General features: G+C 39.5%; 17 protein-coding genes and 1 riboswitch. Of the genes, 2 read left to right on the top strand and 15 right to left on the bottom strand.

The features are described from left to right. Positions 1-47: 47 nt before the first annotated feature. From MMB69_RS00905 to MMB69_RS00890, 4 genes are all read right to left on the bottom strand, one after another. A complete protein-coding gene (locus tag MMB69_RS00905; RefSeq protein ID WP_221784652.1) occupies positions 48-497 on the bottom strand; it encodes an acyl-CoA thioesterase in 450 nt (149 codons plus the stop codon). 63 nt (positions 498-560) lie between these two features. After that, positions 561-1,334, bottom strand: coding sequence for a succinate dehydrogenase iron-sulfur subunit (sdhB, locus tag MMB69_RS00900; RefSeq protein WP_013059398.1), 774 nt, complete (start codon positions 1,332-1,334; stop codon positions 561-563). A gap of 3 nt (positions 1,335-1,337) precedes the next feature. Beyond that, positions 1,338-3,125: a succinate dehydrogenase flavoprotein subunit gene (gene sdhA / locus MMB69_RS00895; RefSeq protein ID WP_013059399.1), complete on the bottom strand. Its 1,788-nt coding sequence runs from the start codon at positions 3,123-3,125 to the stop codon at positions 1,338-1,340. A 29-nt stretch (positions 3,126-3,154) separates the two neighbouring features. Then, entirely contained in the window at positions 3,155-3,763 is a 609-nt protein-coding gene (locus MMB69_RS00890) for a succinate dehydrogenase cytochrome b558 subunit (protein WP_013059400.1), read from the bottom strand. Positions 3,764-4,252: 489 nt separating this feature from the next. Between MMB69_RS00890 and MMB69_RS00885 the strand changes: the two genes are divergently transcribed. After that, positions 4,253-4,780, top strand: a complete 528-nt coding sequence (locus MMB69_RS00885; RefSeq protein WP_074677719.1) for a YslB family protein — start codon at positions 4,253-4,255, stop codon at positions 4,778-4,780. Positions 4,781-4,830: 50 nt separating this feature from the next. Here MMB69_RS00885 and MMB69_RS00880 read toward each other — a convergent pair whose 3' ends face one another. The 9 genes from MMB69_RS00880 to MMB69_RS00840 form a co-directional block, all read right to left on the bottom strand. Then, complete coding sequence (locus MMB69_RS00880; protein WP_277447025.1) at positions 4,831-6,063, bottom strand: aspartate kinase; 1,233 nt, start codon at positions 6,061-6,063, stop codon at positions 4,831-4,833. Positions 6,064-6,204: 141 nt separating this feature from the next. Next, positions 6,205-6,382, bottom strand: a riboswitch (Lysine riboswitch). A 65-nt stretch (positions 6,383-6,447) separates the two neighbouring features. Further along, positions 6,448-8,214 carry an excinuclease ABC subunit UvrC gene (uvrC, locus tag MMB69_RS00875; RefSeq protein ID WP_269871107.1) on the bottom strand — a complete coding sequence of 589 codons (1,767 nt, stop codon included), beginning with the start codon at positions 8,212-8,214 and terminating at the stop codon, positions 6,448-6,450. Between the two features lie 224 nt (positions 8,215-8,438). Beyond that, positions 8,439-8,753, bottom strand: a complete 315-nt coding sequence (gene trxA / locus MMB69_RS00870; protein ID WP_013059404.1) for a thioredoxin — start codon at positions 8,751-8,753, stop codon at positions 8,439-8,441. Between the two features lie 198 nt (positions 8,754-8,951). Continuing rightward, positions 8,952-9,131, bottom strand: a complete 180-nt coding sequence (locus MMB69_RS00865) for a hypothetical protein (protein WP_221784655.1) — start codon at positions 9,129-9,131, stop codon at positions 8,952-8,954. Between the two features lie 96 nt (positions 9,132-9,227). Then, positions 9,228-10,208 carry an electron transfer flavoprotein subunit alpha/FixB family protein gene (locus tag MMB69_RS00860; RefSeq protein ID WP_028410542.1) on the bottom strand — a complete coding sequence of 327 codons (981 nt, stop codon included), beginning with the start codon at positions 10,206-10,208 and terminating at the stop codon, positions 9,228-9,230. A 33-nt stretch (positions 10,209-10,241) separates the two neighbouring features. Next, positions 10,242-11,015, bottom strand: a complete 774-nt coding sequence (locus tag MMB69_RS00855) for an electron transfer flavoprotein subunit beta/FixA family protein (protein ID WP_097824658.1) — start codon at positions 11,013-11,015, stop codon at positions 10,242-10,244. An 18-nt stretch (positions 11,016-11,033) separates the two neighbouring features. Beyond that, positions 11,034-11,807 carry an enoyl-CoA hydratase gene (locus MMB69_RS00850; RefSeq protein ID WP_013059407.1) on the bottom strand — a complete coding sequence of 258 codons (774 nt, stop codon included), beginning with the start codon at positions 11,805-11,807 and terminating at the stop codon, positions 11,034-11,036. Between the two features lie 79 nt (positions 11,808-11,886). Beyond that, positions 11,887-12,471 carry a TetR/AcrR family transcriptional regulator gene (locus MMB69_RS00845; protein ID WP_013059408.1) on the bottom strand — a complete coding sequence of 195 codons (585 nt, stop codon included), beginning with the start codon at positions 12,469-12,471 and terminating at the stop codon, positions 11,887-11,889. A 112-nt stretch (positions 12,472-12,583) separates the two neighbouring features. Further along, positions 12,584-14,275 (bottom strand): AMP-binding protein, encoded by a 1,692-nt coding sequence (locus MMB69_RS00840; protein WP_277447024.1) that lies wholly within the window; start codon positions 14,273-14,275, stop codon positions 12,584-12,586. A gap of 217 nt (positions 14,276-14,492) precedes the next feature. Here MMB69_RS00840 and MMB69_RS00835 point away from each other — a divergent pair, with 217 nt between their 5' ends. After that, positions 14,493-15,599: a 5-methyltetrahydropteroyltriglutamate--homocysteine S-methyltransferase gene (locus tag MMB69_RS00835; protein WP_221784658.1), complete on the top strand. Its 1,107-nt coding sequence runs from the start codon at positions 14,493-14,495 to the stop codon at positions 15,597-15,599. Between the two features lie 151 nt (positions 15,600-15,750). Here MMB69_RS00835 and MMB69_RS00830 read toward each other — a convergent pair whose 3' ends face one another. Further along, positions 15,751-16,158, bottom strand: coding sequence for a DUF350 domain-containing protein (locus MMB69_RS00830; RefSeq protein WP_013059411.1), 408 nt, complete (start codon positions 16,156-16,158; stop codon positions 15,751-15,753). Between the two features lie 181 nt (positions 16,159-16,339). Next, entirely contained in the window at positions 16,340-18,703 is a 2,364-nt protein-coding gene (locus MMB69_RS00825) for an endonuclease MutS2 (protein WP_269871110.1), read from the bottom strand. Positions 18,704-18,706: the final 3 nt, after the last annotated feature.

Here is an 18,706-nt window from a genome sequence, read left to right as displayed (position 1 = left end):
ACCTTTAAAAAAGAAAAAAGCCTGAAGAAAGAGCCTTCAAGCCATTTTCATATAGTTGATAAACACCTTTTCATCTCTTCATCCCAAGGCACGCTTTTTCCTGTTTCTTTAGAAATTTGCACCATTGTTCCTCTCCCCGTGAGTACAACCTCTCTTTGCTCATTTTGAATCATATAGTGTAAATCAACCGACGAACGTCCAATTCTATGAGCTTTTACAAAAACAGATAGCACGTTGCCAAAATACACTTGTTTGACATAATCGCACTGCAAATCAGCCACCACCGGTATCGTTCCCTCATGCTCACTCGTCCACTTTTGCATAAAGCCAATATGGTGAAAGAATTCCGTACGTATTTGTTCAAAATAAACAAAAGGGACCGTATTATTTAAATGTCCAAACATATCTGTTTCAGAAAATCTTACCTTGATCTCCTGCTTAAATGAAAATGACTCTTTCCAATGATCCATGTCTTCAATATACGAAATATTATTCATCTGTATTTCCTCCGTTCGTCATAGACAAAATAAAACCTCTCCGCTTGGAGAGGTTTTGAGTGATTATACTTGATCGCTACCAAAGAAACTTCTGAATGCTTGAATTGTTGTATCGCGGTTCAAAGCTGCGATTGAAGTAGTCAATGGAATTCCTTTTGGGCATGATTGAACGCAGTTTTGAGAGTTCCCGCAGTTCGCTAGTCCTCCATCACCCATAATCGTCTCTAAACGTTCTCCTTTATTTAACGCACCGGTTGGATGGGCATTAAACAAGCGAACTTGAGAAAGCGGTGCTGGACCGATGAAGTTTGACTTATCGTTTACATTTGGACAAGCTTCCAAGCAAACGCCACATGTCATACATTTGGATAACTCATACGCCCACTGACGTTTCTTTTCAGGCATACGCGGTCCTGGACCTAAATCGTATGTGCCATCGATTGGAACCCAGGCTTTTACTTTTTTTAGTGAATCAAACATACGGCTGCGGTCCACTTGCAAATCACGAACCACAGGAAATGTTTTCATTGGCTGTAAGCGAATTGGCTGTTCTAATTTATCAACAAGAGCTGTACATGACTGACGAGGTTTACCGTTGATGACCATTGAACAGGCTCCACATACTTCCTCTAAACAGTTCATTTCCCAGTTTATCGGAGCAACCTCTTTACCTGAAGCATCAACAGGGTTACGTCTGATTTCCATCAGTGCTGAAATAACGTTCATATTCGGACGATACGGAATTTCAAACTCCTGATTGTAAGGAGCAGATTCAGCTGAATCTTGACGTGTAATAATGAAGCGCACTGTCTTTTGGACTGTTTGTTGTTCACTCATTGATTAACGAACCCCCTCTTGTTGTTTTTTTGGTTTTTCATCTTTTTTCTTTGTGTAGTCGCGCTTACGCGGTTTGATTAACGATACGTCAACCTCTTCATAATGGAAAGAAGGAGCCGTTTTCTTATCGACAAAAGATGCCATTGTTGTTTTTAAGAATTCTTCATCGTTACGATCTGGGAAATCCGGCTTATAATGAGCACCGCGACTTTCGTTACGATTGTAAGCTCCTAGCGTTACAACACGTGAAAGCTGAAGCATGTTTTGAAGCTGACGAGTAAATGTTGCCGCTTGATTACTCCATTTAGCCGTGTCATTAATGTTAATACGATCATAGCGTTCAATTAATTCTTGAATCTTTTCATCTGTTTTTAACAGTTTGTCATTGTATCGTACGACTGTCACGTTGTCAGTCATCCATTCCCCTAGCTCTTTATGAAGAACGTATGCATTTTCTGTACCTTGAAGATTCATGATATTGTTCCATTTTTCTTCTTCTTCTTTCACATGACGATCATATACGCTTGAAGAAATAGCATCTGCGCTTTTTTCCAAACCATTGATGTATTCAACCGCTTTAGGACCGGCAACCATACCACCATAAATAGCTGATAATAATGAGTTTGCTCCTAAACGGTTCGCTCCGTGCTGTGAATAATCACACTCACCAGCTGCGAATAAGCCAGGAATATTTGTCATTTGATCGTAATCCACCCATAAACCGCCCATTGAATAGTGTACGGCTGGGAAAATTTTCATTGGTACCTTGCGCGGATCATCGCCCATGAATTTTTCGTAGATTTCGATGATACCTCCAAGTTTAATGTCTAACTCTTTTGGATCTTTATGTGAAAGGTCCAGATAAACCATGTTCTCTCCGTTAATTCCTAACTTCTGCGCTACGCAGACGTCAAAAATTTCACGAGTTGCAATATCACGAGGTACTAAGTTACCGTATGCAGGATATTTTTCCTCTAAGAAATACCAAGGTTTACCGTCTTTATATGTCCAAACGCGTCCGCCTTCTCCACGAGCAGATTCACTCATAAGACGAAGCTTATCATCTCCTGGGATAGCAGTTGGATGAATTTGAATAAACTCTCCGTTTGAATAGTATGCACCTTGCTGATACACGATAGATGCTGCTGAACCTGTATTAATAACTGAGTTCGTCGATTTTCCAAAAACAATTCCAGGTCCACCTGTAGCCATAATGACCGCGTCAGCTGGGAACGTTTTAATTTCCATTGATTTTAAATTCTGTGCAGAAATTCCGCGACAGCTGCGCTCATCGTCAAGAACAGCACCTAAGAATTCCCATCCTTCGTACTTTGTCACAAGTCCGGCAACTTCATAGCGACGAACCTGCTCATCTAATGCGTACAATAATTGTTGACCCGTTGTTGCTCCAGCAAAAGCCGTACGGTGATGCTGCGTCCCGCCAAATCGTCTGAAGTCTAACAAACCCTCAGGAGTACGGTTAAACATAACACCCATGCGGTCAAGTAAGTGAATAATACCAGGAGCTGCTTCACACATTGCTTTTACAGGTGGCTGGTTGGCTAAAAAGTCTCCGCCGTACACTGTGTCATCAAAGTGTTCCCATGGTGAATCCCCTTCACCTTTCGTATTTACGGCTCCGTTGATTCCACCTTGCGCGCAAACTGAGTGAGATCTTTTTACCGGAACTAGTGAAAATAAATCTACTTGCTTGCCAGACTCAGCAATTTTTATTGTTGCCATCAAGCCAGCTAAACCGCCACCGACTACGATGATTTTTCCGTTACTCATCGGAACCCCACTCCTTCAAAACCTTAATTTTATGCAAATGCGAATAATGTACGAACACCTACAAATGTAAGTGCTAAGAAGATTGCTAATGTCACATAAGTTGAAATTCTTTGAGAACGTGGTGTTACAGTTAACCCCCAGCTAACTCCAAATGACCATAGACCGTTTGCAAAGTGGAAGATCGTAGATACAACACCAACTATGTAGAATGCAAGCATTGCCGGGTTGCTTAAAATTCGTTCCATCATTTGAAAATCTACTTCTTTTCCAAGCGCAGCTTGTATTCTGGTTTCCCATACGTGCCATGTGATGAAGATAAGTGTGATTACACCTGAAACACGCTGAAGGATAAACATCCAGTTACGGAAAAACCCATAGTTGTTAACGTTTGTTTTAGCAGTGAATGCGATGTAAAGACCGTATATTGCGTGAAAAACGATTGGTAAGAAAATAATGAAAATTTCTAGAGCATAGCGGAAAGGTAAGCTCTCCATGAAGTGAGCTGCTTGATTAAATGATTCTTCTCCCTTTGTCGCGAAATGATTCACAACTAAATGCTGTGTTAAGAAAATCCCGATTGGTATTACCCCAAGTAATGAATGGATTCTCCGATATTGAAACTCTCTGTTTGCCGCCATCTGCGTAGACCCCCCTTAGTTAAATGAACATAGTTTGTGAAGAACTTTCTTACTCCCACTAGACAAATAGATTAATCGTGAATACAGGAAATGAAAACCTTTGCATTTCCTAATAAAGTATGTGACAGGTTAATTTTACTCCCATCGATTAAGAGCGTCAAGGCAAGATGTTTAAATCTTCTATAAAATATAAATTTATAAAATTTTATATTTGTTAACGCTTACTATATTGATGTTACAGATTTTTTCTTTCTATTATAATATTGCTTGCCACAAATAAGTAAGCGTTTACTTTATACTTTTATTGTAAACAAGTTCACAAAACATTTACACAGGTAAAAGTACCCTTTTAAAAGGTATATTATGGATTTTTCATCTTTACATCTAACTCTTTTTACCATAATAAAGATCCTCTTACATTTTATTAAAAAAATGCGTGAGAGGTTTTTTAGATTTGTATATAATAGTAGTAAAGAAAGAGGGGAAAGCATGAGCAATTTACAAACAGAATCACAGCAAGAACTTGAAGAGACGATGGAAACATCAGAACCTAATGTCACAGCTGAAACAGAGAGAGCTCTTGATCACGTTTCATATTTCGGATACAGCCTTTTGCGTGACGTGTTAATTCCAGAGCTTCTTGGAGACGAAACGAATACCATTTCATACTGGGCAGGAAAACACCTTGCGCGGAAATACCCGTTAAATACAATGGATGAAATCGTCGCTTTTTTTAAAGCAGCTTCCTGGGGAACACTGACGCTTGCAAAAAAAGATAAATATTCACTAGAGCTTGAGTTATCAGGTGATGTGGTCAGCAAAAGATTTCAGCAGGAAACTTGTTCGTTTCATCTTGAGTCAGGATTTGTGGCTGAACAGATTCAGCGTCAAAACAACTGCCTAACAGAAGCCTACTTAACACATAAAGAAAAGAACGGAAAAGTGCTGATTTCCGTGCAGTGGGACCGAAAAGATATCTTACCTACCGAAACGCGTGCGGAGCGTTATAAAAAATAGGAAATATGTATATATAAAAGACGTGGAGATACCACGTCTTTTTCTTTTCTTTATACTTGCACTGCCTGCTGCTCTTCTAATTCAAATGCTACGTGAAGCGTCTCAACAGCTTTTACCATATCAGCGTGCGGTACAACTGTAGATACTTTGATTTCAGACGTGCTGACCATCTTCACTTCAATTTTCTCTCCTGCCAGCACTTCAAACATTTCCGCTGCAACGCCTGGATTAGAAATCATGCCGGAGCCGACAATCGATACTTTAGCCAGACCGCTTTCATGTTCAATACGCGTATATCCTAAAGTAGATTTATACTCTTTTAAGACGGCAAGAGCGGCATCTACGTCTACGGTTTTAATAGAAAATGAGATAGAGAGACGATTATTAGCCGTTACGTTTTGAATAATAATATCTACATTTAACTGTTCTTTTGCTAATGCTGTAAAAATAGTAGAAAGAGTTTGCAACTCGTTGTTTAACCCTTCAATTGTCACTCGTGAAATATTATCTTCAAACGCAATTCCTCTTACGACTAAGTTTTGTTCCATTGAAACTTCCTCCTCAACAATCGTTCCATTCTCGTTTTCTAAGCTTGAACGCACTTCTAGCGGTACCTGATAATTTTTTGCAAACTCAACAGCGCGCGGATGCAGCACCCCTGCTCCCAAATTAGCTAATTCTAACATTTCGTCATATGAAATAGATTGAAGCTTACGAGCATCTTCTACATAGCGCGGATCTGTCGTAAATACTCCTGTTACGTCTGTATAAATATCACATTTTGCAGCTTTTAATGCTGCGGCAAGAGCTACTGCCGTCGTGTCAGAGCCGCCTCGACCTAATGTTGTAATGCTTCCATCTTCTGAACAGCCTTGGAATCCAGCTACTACTACGATTCGACCTCTATCTAATTGGCTTTGGATACGAGTCGTGTCAATGTGCTGGATTCGTGCATTGCTGTGAACTGCTTCCGTCCGGATACCAGCTTGCCAACCTGTTAGCGAAGTTGCTTCATGCCCTTTGCATTGAAGAGCCATTGTTAACAGGGAAATCGTTACTTGTTCTCCAGTTGTAAGAAGCATATCCATTTCGCGTTTGCTTGGACTGTCCGTAATATCACTTGCTAATTTCACCAGTGCATCTGTAGTTTTGCCCATTGCCGATACAACAACAACTACTTGGTTACCGCGCTCTGCTTCTTGAATAACACGGTTTGCTACATGTTGAATACGTTCAACAGAACCAACAGATGTTCCACCAAATTTTTGAACGATTAATGCCATAATTTTGTTCATTCCTTTTCAATAAATTTGCATATGCAGGATGATGAGAAGCTAAATTTTTTTACTCAGACAATAAAAAAAGCAATGAGATGAGCTCTCATTGCTTAACGAACGAAAATTATAAAACATAACCGTCCACTGCCGTGAGATAGCTCTCCAAGAATCTACATCTTGACAATCCTACGTTTATTCAACGCAGAACCAGCAATCATTACTATGAGGTAATGTTCACTTCGGCAAATTTCCCTTTCCGCATCATTCATAAGGGCTCATACCCTTCCTGATACGTACTGATTAAATTTGCACCTCTATCTTCACTTCATTTGATGAAGTGTCGTATGAAATTAGTTAATAGCTTATCAAATATTTTCTATTATTTCAAGACTATTTTTGCAATGTTTCATAAATTTTTTCAGCAATGTTTTGAGGAACCCCAGAATTCCGAATATCTTCAACCGTTGCTTCTTTCAATTTTTTCACCGAACCAAAATGCTTCAATAAAGCTTTTTTACGCTTTTCTCCCACTCCCGAAATGTCGTCCAGAACTGACTGAAAAGCGGACTTAGAGCGCACTTGACGGTGGAAGGTAATCGCAAAGCGGTGAACTTCATCTTGAATTCGCTGAAGCAAATAAAATTCTTGACTATTGCGTTCGAGCGGTATGATTTGAGGAGGCTCACCAATCATCAGGTTGGAGGTTCTGTGCTTATCATCTTTGACAAGACCTGCTGTAGGCACTAAAAGTCCCAATTCATTTTCAAGAACGTCCTGTACTGCAGCTAAATGCCCTTTGCCTCCATCTACAACAATTAAATCCGGAAGCGGAAGACCTTCTTTTAACGCTCTGGAATACCGTCTGCGAACGACTTCTCTCATGGAACTGTAGTCATCTGGTCCCTGTACGGTCTTAATTTTATATTTGCGATACTCTTTCTTTTCTGGTTTCCCATCAACAAAAACAATCATCGCAGAAACGGGATCTGTCCCTTGAATATTTGAGTTATCAAATGCTTCAATGCGGTAAGGAGCTGCAATTCCAAGCTCTTCTCCTAACCGTTCAACTGCGCCAACCGTGCGCTCTTCATCTCGTTCAATTAAATAGAATTTTTCACCGAGCGCAATTTTTGCATTTTTACACGCAAGTTCTACTAATTCTTTCTTTTTGCCTCGCTTTGGATGCTGAACCTCTACTTCTACTAATTTTTCAGCCAACTCTGCATCAATCGTTGCTGGAACCAGCACTTCTTTTGGCTTAATATTTTTAGCATAAAACTGACCGATAAAAGTTAAGAAATCTTCTTCTGGCTCTTTATAAAAAGGAAACATAGAAACTTCTCGCTCAATTAATTTCCCTTGACGAATAAAGAAAACTTGAACACACATCCAGCCTTTGTCATAAGAATAGCCAAATACATCTCGATTAACAAAATCATTAAACGTTACTTTTTGCTTTTCCATTGTCGCTTCAATATGGGCAATTTGATCTCGATATTCTTTAGCTCGTTCAAAGTCAAGTTCTTCTGAAGCTTTTAACATTTTTTCAGTTAACTCTGTTTTGACATGCTCATATCCACCATTTAAAAACCGCGTGATATTTTCAATAATTTGTTTGTTTTGCTCTTCTTTTACTTCTTTTACGCAAGGAGCTAGACATTGCCCGATATGGTAATACAAACAAGGTCTGTCTGGCATGGTAGAGCACTTTCTTAATGGATAAATGCGATCAAGAAGCCGCTTTGTTTCATTTGCAGCTTGAACGTTAGGATAAGGACCGAAGTATTTCCCTTTATCTTTTTTTATTTTTCTTGTAATGACAAGTCGGGGCTGTTTTTCAGCTGTAATCTTAATAAAGGGATAACCCTTATCATCTTTAAGCATGATATTGTATTTTGGATCATGCTTTTTAATTAAATTCATTTCTAAAATAAGCGCTTCTAAATTAGAAGATGTGACGATATACTCAAAATCGACAATGTCGTTTACAAGTCGAAGCGTCTTTCCGTCATGAGATCCGGTAAAGTAGGAGCGCACTCGATTTTTTAATACTTTTGCTTTTCCTACGTAAATGACCGTTCCATATTTATCTTTCATCAAGTAGCAGCCGGGCTGATCCGGTAAAATAGCCAGCTTTTCTTTTAAATAATCGTTCATATTTTTCTCCTTCCTCTTCTCTTACTCTGTCCATCTATACATTCGCTTATGAAGCGTAACCTACATTCTTTCCTGCTTTACAATACATGCACATAAGCCGGATTTATGACGGTGTTCCCTACATCTAGTATAAAACAAACGAACGCATATTCGCTAAATAAAAGTATTCCCAAAAGAGAAAAAGTGGAGAAAAAGAAAAAACCTAGCCTGAGCTAGGTTTTGACTTACGCGTGTTTATTAATTAATTCTGTTAATGCTTCTTTTGGTTGGAAACCAACTACTTGGTCAACTTTCTCTCCATCTTTAAATAATACTAAAGTTGGGATACTCATAACACCAAATTTTCCAGCCGTTTCTTGGTTTTCATCAACGTCTACTTTCACGATTTTAACTTTATCGTTAAGTTCGCCATCGATTTCTTCAAGAACTGGAGCAATCATTTTACAAGGGCCACACCATGGTGCCCAAAAGTCAACAAGCACTAGGCCTGATTTAATTTCATCTGTAAAGTTTTTATCTGTAGCATGTGCAATAGCCATTTTAATTCCTCCTAAATATATGCAATATCCAAATTCTACTCACAGTATATCACCTTCAAATAAGGTTTGCTAACTTTTTGCTTACATTTATACTGTTTATTCTCCGCTCTAGTTTGTACAATTTACATAAAAACATACGTAGAAAATTTCGTTTTCTACGTAATAAAAGAGATTGAGACCTAACTAAATCAACCGAATCTAAAAGCGAACAGATTGGATAAATAAGCTCGTACAAATCACTTGTTCCACCGCTGTTGATTTCCGTGCAAGACTTCGCTTTCCGCGGGCGGCCGATGAGCCTCCTCGTCGCTTACGCTCCTGCGGGGTCTCATCTATTCCGCTTTTCCCGCAGGAGTCTTCGCCTTGCCCTCCAATCACCAGCTAAAAGCAACTACGTCCATGAAAAAATCCGAACGATTAATCGTTCGGATCTTCCTTCAACAAAAATACGTTTGTCCTAGCCTCTTTTACTATTTACGCAGACTGTACTTTCAGCTTTTTAAATTCCTCCGTTAGCAGAGGCACCACTTCAAATAAATCTCCCACGATTCCGTAATCAGCTACTTTAAAAATATTCGCCTCAGGATCTTTGTTAATGGCAACAATAATTTTTGAGTTTGACATGCCGGCCAAATGCTGAATAGCTCCCGAGATTCCGCAGGCAATGTATAAATCTGGTGTGACTACTTTGCCCGTCTGACCGATCTGAAGGGAATAGTCGCAGTAATCTGCATCGCATGCTCCGCGAGATGCCCCAACAGCTCCATTTAATACGTCCGCTAGTTCCTGGAGAGGTCCAAAACCTTCCGTGCTTTTTACACCTCGCCCCCCTGCAATCACGACTTTTGCCTCGGATAAATCAACCCCTTGCGTTGCTTTACGTACAACTTCTTTTACAACTGTACGCAGGTTTTTGATTTCAACATTTAAATCCTCTACATCACCTGTACGTCCATCGTCTTTTGCAAGCGGTGAAATATTATTTGGACGAATCGTGACAAACGTAAAAGCATCGGTCATGATTTTCTTTTCAAATGCTTTACCAGAATAAATTGGGCGGGTGAAGACTACTTGATCCCCTCCAACTTCTACATCCGTCACATCGGAGATAAGTCCTTTGTCTAAGCGAGCTGCCAGTTTTGGCGCTAGGTCTTTGCCAAGAGCCGTATGGCCAAATACGATAGCTTCAGGCTGTTCACTTTCAATGATGGCTAATAACGCCTGAGCGTAACCATCCGATGTATAAGCAGCTAAATCTTCATGCTCCGTCACAACAACTTTATTCGCTCCGTACGCAATAAGCTCTTCACTTAAAGCTTTTACGTTCTTTCCTACTAACGCTGCAACAATTTCTCCACCGTCTGCTACAGTAGATGCTGCAGAAATCGCTTCAAACGATACGTTTCGTAATCCCCCATCACGTGCTTCTCCTAGAACTAACACTTTGCGTCCCATTGCAATACCCCCATTGTTTTGACTTTTGACTTATTAAATGACTTTTGCTTCCTTATGCAGTAAATTGACCAGTTCTATCACTTGATCTTTTATATCTCCTTGTAATACGCGTCCTGCGTCTTTTTTCGGAGGCAAATAAATTTCAATAGTCTTTGTTTTTGCTTCTACATCATCTTCATCTAAATCTAAATCATCCAATTCCACTTCAACCAACGGTTTCTTCTTCGCTTTCATAATCCCTGGAAGAGATGGATAGCGAGGTTCGTTAAGTCCCTGCTGAGCTGTTACTAAAAGAGGAAGCGACGTTTCAATAACCTCGGAATCACCTTCCACATCGCGTACAACAGTCACTTTTTCGCCTTCGATATCCAATTTTGTAATGGTCGTAATATAAGGGATCTCTAACTGTTCTGCTACGCGCGGTCCTACTTGGCCCGAACCTCCGTCAATCGCTACGTTTCCTGCCAAAATCAAGTCAGGAGATTGTTCTTTTAAGTACTGTGCCAGCAGCCTAGAAGTCGTATACTGATCGCCATCTTCTATGTCATCTTCCGTATTGATTAAAACCGCTTTATCTGCTCCCATAGCCAAAGCTGTTCGGAGTTCTTTTTCTGATTCTTCCCCTCCTACACTCACGACCGTAATCTCCCCGCCATGCTTTTCCTTTAGCTGAATAGCTTCTTCAACTGCATACTCATCGTAAGGATTAATAATAAATTCAGCCCCATCTTCAACAATTTGACCATTTTTTAATGAAAGTTTCTCCTCTGTATCGAATGTTCTTTTCACTAACACATAAATATTCATTCAATTCCCCTCCTAGGCTTATTTTCCTAAAAATTTAGGCTGGCGTTTTTCAATAAAAGCGGCTACGCCTTCTTGAGCATCCCGGCTTTTGAATACGCTTCCAAAAAACTGCGCTTCTTTTTTAATGCCGCTGTAGTAAGCATCTGTTTTTACATGCTGAAGCAGCTGCAAGGTAGCTTTAACAGAGATCGGGCTTTTTTTGGCAATTTTTCTAGCAAGTAAAAATGTTTCATTGATAAGCTGACTTTCTTCAAAAGCTGCATTTGCCAATCCTAACTCCACTGCCTCGCTTCCGGATATTGGATCACTTGTCAGCATCATCTCACAAGCCTTATGAACTCCTACATAACGAGGCAATCGCTGAGTTCCTCCAAACCCTGGTATAATTCCTAACTGAAGCTCAGGCAAGCCCAACTTAGCATTTTCCGTTACCAAACGGATATGGCAGCTCATAGCAAGCTCCAATCCTCCGCCTAAAGCAGCTCCATGAATAGCTGCAATCACTGGTTTTGGGTAATTTTCAATATACTCAAATAGCTCTTGACCGTTAACAGCAAGCTTCTCGTATTCTTTTTCCTGCTGAAGTGATGTGAATTCTTTTATATCAGCTCCGGCACAAAAGAATTTCCCTTCACCTTTAATAACGATAACCCTTGTCTCTTTACTATCTTCCAAATGTTTCAAAACACTTGAAAGATCTTTTAACAAATCTTGAGACAAAGCATTAGCAGGTTGTCTATTCAACGTAATGAAGCTTATTGCATCAACAGTTTCAACCTGGATAATCTCCATTTGTTTGCGCCACCCTTTCTTTCTATTTTCATTACCTTGCGCTTTTCCCCTCGCAGGGGAGCAGCAGGCTCACTTACGATTATGAGCCGCTGCAGCCGTTTAACAGCAGGGAATGGACTTTATCTACCGATTCTATTAGACCATATCGATGATCGTTCATTACCCATGTTGTGACAGTTTCATCAATCGTTCCAAAAATCATCTGTCGCGCAAGACGAATATCTATATTTTCAGAAAACTCACCCGTTTCGATTCCTGTCTGCAAAATAGAATCAATGAGAGTCAGATAATCTTTTAATACATCGTTAATTTTCAATCTTAGATCTTTGTTCGATTGACGCAGTTCGAGCTGTGTCACTGTAGCTAAATGATGATCCTCCGCTAGAAACGAAAAATGTTTGTCAATTAACACATGAAGTTTTTCTGCCGCGGTTTCAATTCCCGCCAGTTCTTCATAAATTTTTTCTACAAATTGCCCCATCTTCTCTTGAAACAAGGAAATCAAGACATCTTCTTTGTTTTTAAAATATAAATATATCGTACCGTCTGCAACTCCAGCCTGCTTAGCAATTTTAGAAACCTGAGCATTGTGGTATCCGTTTTCTGCTATTACTACTACAGCTGCATCGATAATCTGTTTATACTTTGGCTTATTTCTTCTCAATCTTATACGCTCCTTTAAAATATGAATGATTATTCATTCATATCTTTATAATAAAGAAACCGCAAGTATCTGTCAATTATGTTTCAGTAAAAAAATCAAAGGCGACGATCGATTACGTCGCCTTTTTATGCTTTTCATTTTCTTCATCAATCAGCGCTCGTCGCAGAATCTTACCGACCGCTGTTTTGGGAAGCTCATTTCGAAATTCATAAAAGCGCGGAACTTTATAAGCAGCTAAATACTTTCTGGAAAACTCATTTAACTCTTCTTCAGTACATCTTACACCATTTTTTAATACAATGTAAGCCTTCACCGTTTCTCCTCTATATGGGTCAGGAACACCTACTACTACAGCTTCTTGAATTTTTTCATGCTCGTATAATACTTCTTCAACTTCTCGAGGATAGATATTATATCCCCCGGCAATAATAATATCTTTCTTTCGGTCTACTACATAAAAATAACCTTTATCATCCATATAGCCAACATCACCTGTTAGCAACCATCCGTCTCGCATAACAGCCGCCGTTTCTTCAGGCTGCTTCCAATATCCTTTCATGACCTGAGGACCTTTAACCGCAATCTCTCCTACTTCGCTTACAGCAGCTTCTTTACCTGTTTCAAACGAAAGAATTTTGGCATCTGTGTCTGGCCAAGGCACTCCAATGCTTCCTGGTATTCTCTCTTCCCAAAGAAAATTAGCATGAGTAACAGGAGAGGTTTCTGTTAAACCGTATCCTTCCACTAGTTTACCTCCAGTGAGCTTTTCAAACTGCTCCTGCACTTCCACAGGAAGTGGAGCCGAACCGCTCATACATGAATCAATGGAAGATAGGTTGTATTTTGCTAAATCAGGATGATTTAATAATGCAATGTAAATTGTTGGAGCACCTGGAAATAAAGTAGGCTGCTGCTTATGAATGGTTTTGAGCGTCGTTTTTGCATCAAATTTAGGCAGAAGCACCATCTCGTAGTTTTGCAAAACAGATAGAACGAGAACCGTTGTTAAACCATACACGTGAAAAAACGGGATAATTCCAAGCACTTTTTCTTCTCCATGCCTGCAGCGGTACAACCAATGTGAACACATCGTTGCATTGGCTACCAAGTTTTTATGAGTAAGCATGACTCCTTTTGGAAAACCTGTTGTTCCCCCGGTGTATTGTAAAATCGCGATATCTTCGTCTGAAATTTCCTCAGCGTTACATACTGCTGGAGAAGATTCATTTATAATACGTTTAAATAAATGAGTAGTTTCCGTATGACTCACATTCACGCTTATCTTCTGCTGCTTGCGCTGAATAAATGGATACATTATGTTTTTGGGAAATGGGAGATAATCTTGAATAGAGGTGATGACTACATGCTTTATCTTTGTTAACGCTTTCATTTTTACTACACGCGGATATAGCAAATCGAGTGCAATAATCATGGTTGCTTCTGAATCATTAAGCTGATACTCTAACTCTCTTTCCGTATACAAAGGGTTTGTTTGAACGACCACTCCTCCGGCAAGAAGAACAGCGTAAAAGGAAATGACTGCTTGAGGGCAATTCGGAAGCATAATGGCTACTCTACCCCCTCTTTTTAATCCCAGTTCAATAAGGTAAGATGACAGTTTCAAAGAATCTTGATGCAGCTGGGAAAACGTCATTTTTTTCCCTAGAAAATAGATTGCGCTTTTTTTAGGATCCTTTTGAACTGCTTCTTCAAAAAGCTGTGCTAAATTTTTTTGTTCATAATGAAGCGTAGCAGGTATTTCATCCGGATATTGAGAAAGCCATATCTTTTCGGTGGATTCCACACGTATCCTCTCCCTCAAAAAATAAAAAATTAGAATTTTCTAATTAAAATTATAGTTCATTCTTTTTTTAGATGCAATCGTTATTGAATGTTCTCTTTCCTGCCTAATCACTCTTTCATCCTGCAGCGTAATAAATAAAAATTGGATTTACCCCTGTACATTATCCGAATTTTTTGTATATAATAAAAATTAGATTTTTTTTAAGGAGCTGTATGAATTGATAACAACATTGACTAAAGGACCGTTCAAAGCAGATCACGTTGGAAGCTTTTTGCGTCCCGAGCGTATCAAGCAAGCACGATTACAAGTGGAAAACGGGGAAATGACAAAGAAACAGCTTCGAGCAATTGAAGATGAAGAAATTCGTAATCTCGTAGAAAAGCAAAAACAAATTGGATTAAAAGCAGTCACAGACGGTGAGTTTCGCCGTGCGTGGTGGCACTTTGATTTTCTGTCAGAACTTGTTGGTGTAGAACTTTACGAAGCAGAGTCGGGAATTCAGTTTCACGGGGTCCAAACAAAAGCTCACGGTATAAAAGTGACTGGAAAACTAGATTTTAATCACCACCCTATGATTGAAGATTATAAATTTCTTCATCAAGCTGCTGGAAAAGAACACGTAGCTAAGTTCACCATTCCAAGTCCTAATATGCTGTTTTTCAGAGGTCATATTGAAGAGTCTGCTTACTCGGATACGGATGTATTTTTTGCTGATTTAGTTAAAACGTATCAAAAAGCCATTCAAGCATTTTATGATGCCGGATGCCGCTATTTACAATTAGATGATACTGCGTGGGCAGTCTTTTTCTCAGAAAAAGGACAAGAACAAATCGCTTCAAAAGGTTTCACGCCCCAAGAATTACTGAAACGTTTTACGGATGCGATCAATGAATCCATTGCGTATAAGCCAGATGATATGGTCATTACAATGCATATTTGCAGAGGGAATTTCCAGTCTACTTATACAGCAAGCGGCGGATATGAAAATGCGTCAAAAGCTATTTTCAGTCAGTTAAACGTAGATGGACTATTTTTAGAATTTGATGATGAACGCTCAGGAGGATTCGAACCTCTTCGACATGTAAAGCGAGATGATCTTCAGATTGTCCTTGGTCTTATCACATCAAAATTTGGAGATTTAGAAGATCCTGAAGCAGTGAAAAAACGAATTGCTGAAGCGGCAGAATTTGTTTCTCTTGATCAAATTTGTTTAAGTCCCCAGTGCGGATTTGCTTCTACAGAAGAAGGGAATTTACTTACTGAAGAGCAGCAGTGGGATAAAGTAAAGCACGTGATTTCAATTGCTGAAGACGTATGGAAGTAATCATTAAAAAAGCTGACCTGCTTTAAGGTCAGCTTTTTTGCTGTCATCACATTGTTAGGAAAAGCTATATAGATAAATAGATAAGACCAATAAGCATAAACACTCCGCATAAAACGAGTAAAATTTTCGCTAACTTCTCCATGACTCTCTCCTATCCTATCCCTGCTCCTATTACATAGGACATACCGATTGAAATAACAAGTGAAATAAACCCCACGGCTCTGTTATCTTGTTCAATTTCATCATCGATTCGAAATTTTGGCGTCAAAAATTCGAAAATAAAATAGCTGACTAGTAAAAGAACAAACCCATATATTCCCCATCCTAGCATTCTTAACAAATTGTCGTTATGCTCAATCGAATAGCGAAAAATATTAGCTAATCCAAATATTTTCCCACCTGTTGCCATCGCAACAGCCATATTTCCTTTTTGAATCTCTTCCCAATTCTTATACTTAGTAACGAGCTCAAACACAACAAGAAAGACGACAATGCTCAAGACAACCACGCTGTAATAAGCGGCGGATTCAATATACGGGTCTTTCCAAAAATCCCTCATTTTTGCATCACTCCTAATTTATATTACACTCCACGTAATGAACTGACAGATCTCTTTCCTTTACTTGCATCGTTCTTAAAAGAGATAGAAAACCCAACATAGTTCATGAGCCATGTCGGATTTTCCATCTTCATATATGCTTGTTCAGCGCATCGACTGACACCTTTATTTCAGCATTCTTTTACTTAAATTCCACAACCGTAACGCCAGAACCTCCTTCAGAAGCTTCTCCGAAACGAATATTTTTAACAGAACGATGATTTTTCAAATATTCCTGTACACCTTTACGAAGAGCTCCAGTTCCTTTACCGTGGATAATCGAAACGCGCGGATAGTTGGCTAACAAAGCATCATCAATATATTTTTCAACTCGAATCAGCGCATTTTCATAGCGCTCTCCTCTTAAATCCAGTTCTAGATTTACATGATAATCTTTTCCTTTTACCGTAGCAAGCGGCTTTGTTTCTACAGGTTTTGGGGAACTGATATATTCGAGATCTTTTTCTTTCACCTTCATTTTCATGATCCCCATTTGCACTTGCCATTCATTATTGCTTACTCGTTCCACAAGCGTTCCTTTTTGTCCCCAGCTTAAGACTTTCACTTCATCTCCAGCTTGAAGAGTGCGCTCTTGTTTTTTCGGCGCAGCCGGTTTCTTTTTACTTTTTTCAAGAGTTGGAACTGCATCTTCTAGACGCTTACGCGCTTCAATCAATTCATGCTCTTTTACAAGCGCATGATTTTTTTGACTCATTTTACGCAAATCGCTAATGATTTTCTCTGCTTCTTCAGATGCTGCTTGAACTGTGGCTTGAGCTTTTTCTTCAGCTTTTTCGTACAGCTTATCTCGTTTTTCATTAAACTCAATAATCTGACTCTGTAATTCCTTATGAAGCTTCTGAGCCTCTTTTCTTAGCTGTTCAGCTTCTTCTAGCTCATGTTCAGATTGACGGCGGCTATCTTCAAGAGAGGCGATCATATTTTCTACTTTATTTGTTTCTGAGCCAATATAGCCTTTGGCACGTTCAATTACTTCTGCACTTAAACCTAAACGTTTTGAAATTTCAAAAGCATTGCTTCGACCCGGTACACCAATCAGCAGCTTGTAAGTAGGGCTCAATGTTTCAATATCGAACTCTACGCTAGCATTTACCACTCCTTCACGGTTATAGCCGTACGCTTTTAATTCAGGATAGTGAGTAGTCGCAACTACGCGAGCGCCTCTTTCATATACTTGATCTAAAATCGAAATCGCAAGCGCTGCACCTTCTTGGGGATCTGTTCCTGCTCCCAATTCATCAAACAAGACCAGACTTTCATGATCTACTTTTTGTAAAATATCTACAATGTTGACCATATGAGATGAAAAGGTACTCAGACTTTGTTCAATGGACTGCTCATCTCCAATATCAGCAAATACGTGTTTAAACACAGCCATTTCCGATCCATCCAGCGCAGGAATCTGCAAACCTGCTTGAGCCATTAACGTAAATAATCCAAGTGTTTTTAACGTTACGGTTTTACCGCCGGTATTTGGTCCCGTAATAACGATAGACGTATATTGATCACCTAGCTCAATATCATTCGCAACGACGTCTTCCTGTGCAATAAGAGGATGTTTTGCCTTCACTAACTTAATATAGCCTCGGTCGTTCATTTTAGGTTTTGAAGCTTTTAGCTCATGGCTATAGCGTCCTTTAGCAAACATGAAGTCCAGCTCACCTAACAGATACACGTTTTGACGGAGTTCATTTGCCACTTCCGCTACCTGAACGGTTAAAGCAATGAGAATACGCTCAATTTCTTGTTTTTCTTTTACTTTTGCTTCTTGAAGCTCATTGTTTAACGTCACAATCGCCTGAGGCTCAATAAATAAAGTTGCTCCAGATGAAGACTGATCGTGCACAATGCCTCCATACGCACTGCGATACTCTTGCTTAACAGGAATAACAAAACGTTCGTTTCGAATGGTAACAATCGCATCTGACAACATTTTTTGAGCAGACGAGGAGCGAATAAGACTTTCTAGCTTTTCGCGAATACGAGACTCCGTTGTGCGAAGTTTTTGACGAATGCCTCTTAGCTGGTCGCTTGCACCGTCTAGCACTGTACCATTCTCATCAATGCTCATTTTAATTGTTTGTTCTACCTCAGGAAGAGGCATTAGTTTTTCGATATGTTCAGTTATAATTGGAAGCTGTAAATCTTCGTCTTCCACTACTTGCTCAATAAATTGCTTGACTTGTCTTGCAGCATAAATAGTGCTTGCTACATCAAGAAGTTCATTAGAGCTTAGCGTTCCCCCAATTTCAGCGCGCTTCACGCTAGGTCGAACGTCAAAAATGCCCCCTAGCGGTACGTTGCCACGCAATCGCAGCACGGTTGTAGCTTCATCTGTTGCTTCCTGCCATTTAACTACTTCTTCATACTGAGTCGAGGGAATCAAATTCGCTACTTTTTCTCGGCCTAAAGAAGAAGCTACTTTTTTCTGAAGCTGTTCCTTAACTTTATTAAACTCTAGTACATGAAAAATACGTGATTGCAAAAC

Source organism: Priestia sp. P5 (genome assembly GCF_029522155.1).
GTDB lineage: Bacteria > Bacillota > Bacilli > Bacillales > Bacillaceae_H > Priestia > Priestia megaterium_E.
Note: the sequence above shows the minus strand (reverse complement) of the source record. Positions and strands in the feature narration are given on the sequence as shown.

What these genes read in the sequence shown, in the direction of transcription:
- MMB69_RS00905 (WP_221784652.1), bottom strand. Translation starts at nt 497, where the DNA reads ATGAATAATATTTCGTATATTGAAGACATGGATCATTGGAAAGAGTCA.
- sdhB (WP_013059398.1), bottom strand. Translation starts at nt 1,334, where the DNA reads ATGAGTGAACAACAAACAGTCCAAAAGACAGTGCGCTTCATTATTACA.
- sdhA (WP_013059399.1), bottom strand. Translation starts at nt 3,125, where the DNA reads ATGAGTAACGGAAAAATCATCGTAGTCGGTGGCGGTTTAGCTGGCTTG.
- MMB69_RS00890 (WP_013059400.1), bottom strand. Translation starts at nt 3,763, where the DNA reads ATGGCGGCAAACAGAGAGTTTCAATATCGGAGAATCCATTCATTACTT.
- MMB69_RS00885 (WP_074677719.1), top strand. Translation starts at nt 4,253, where the DNA reads ATGAGCAATTTACAAACAGAATCACAGCAAGAACTTGAAGAGACGATG.
- MMB69_RS00880 (WP_277447025.1), bottom strand. Translation starts at nt 6,063, where the DNA reads ATGGCATTAATCGTTCAAAAATTTGGTGGAACATCTGTTGGTTCTGTT.
- uvrC (WP_269871107.1), bottom strand. Translation starts at nt 8,214, where the DNA reads ATGAACGATTATTTAAAAGAAAAGCTGGCTATTTTACCGGATCAGCCC.
- trxA (WP_013059404.1), bottom strand. Translation starts at nt 8,753, where the DNA reads ATGGCTATTGCACATGCTACAGATAAAAACTTTACAGATGAAATTAAA.
- MMB69_RS00860 (WP_028410542.1), bottom strand. Translation starts at nt 10,208, where the DNA reads ATGGGACGCAAAGTGTTAGTTCTAGGAGAAGCACGTGATGGGGGATTA.
- MMB69_RS00855 (WP_097824658.1), bottom strand. Translation starts at nt 11,015, where the DNA reads ATGAATATTTATGTGTTAGTGAAAAGAACATTCGATACAGAGGAGAAA.
- MMB69_RS00850 (WP_013059407.1), bottom strand. Translation starts at nt 11,807, where the DNA reads ATGGAGATTATCCAGGTTGAAACTGTTGATGCAATAAGCTTCATTACG.
- MMB69_RS00830 (WP_013059411.1), bottom strand. Translation starts at nt 16,158, where the DNA reads ATGAGGGATTTTTGGAAAGACCCGTATATTGAATCCGCCGCTTATTAC.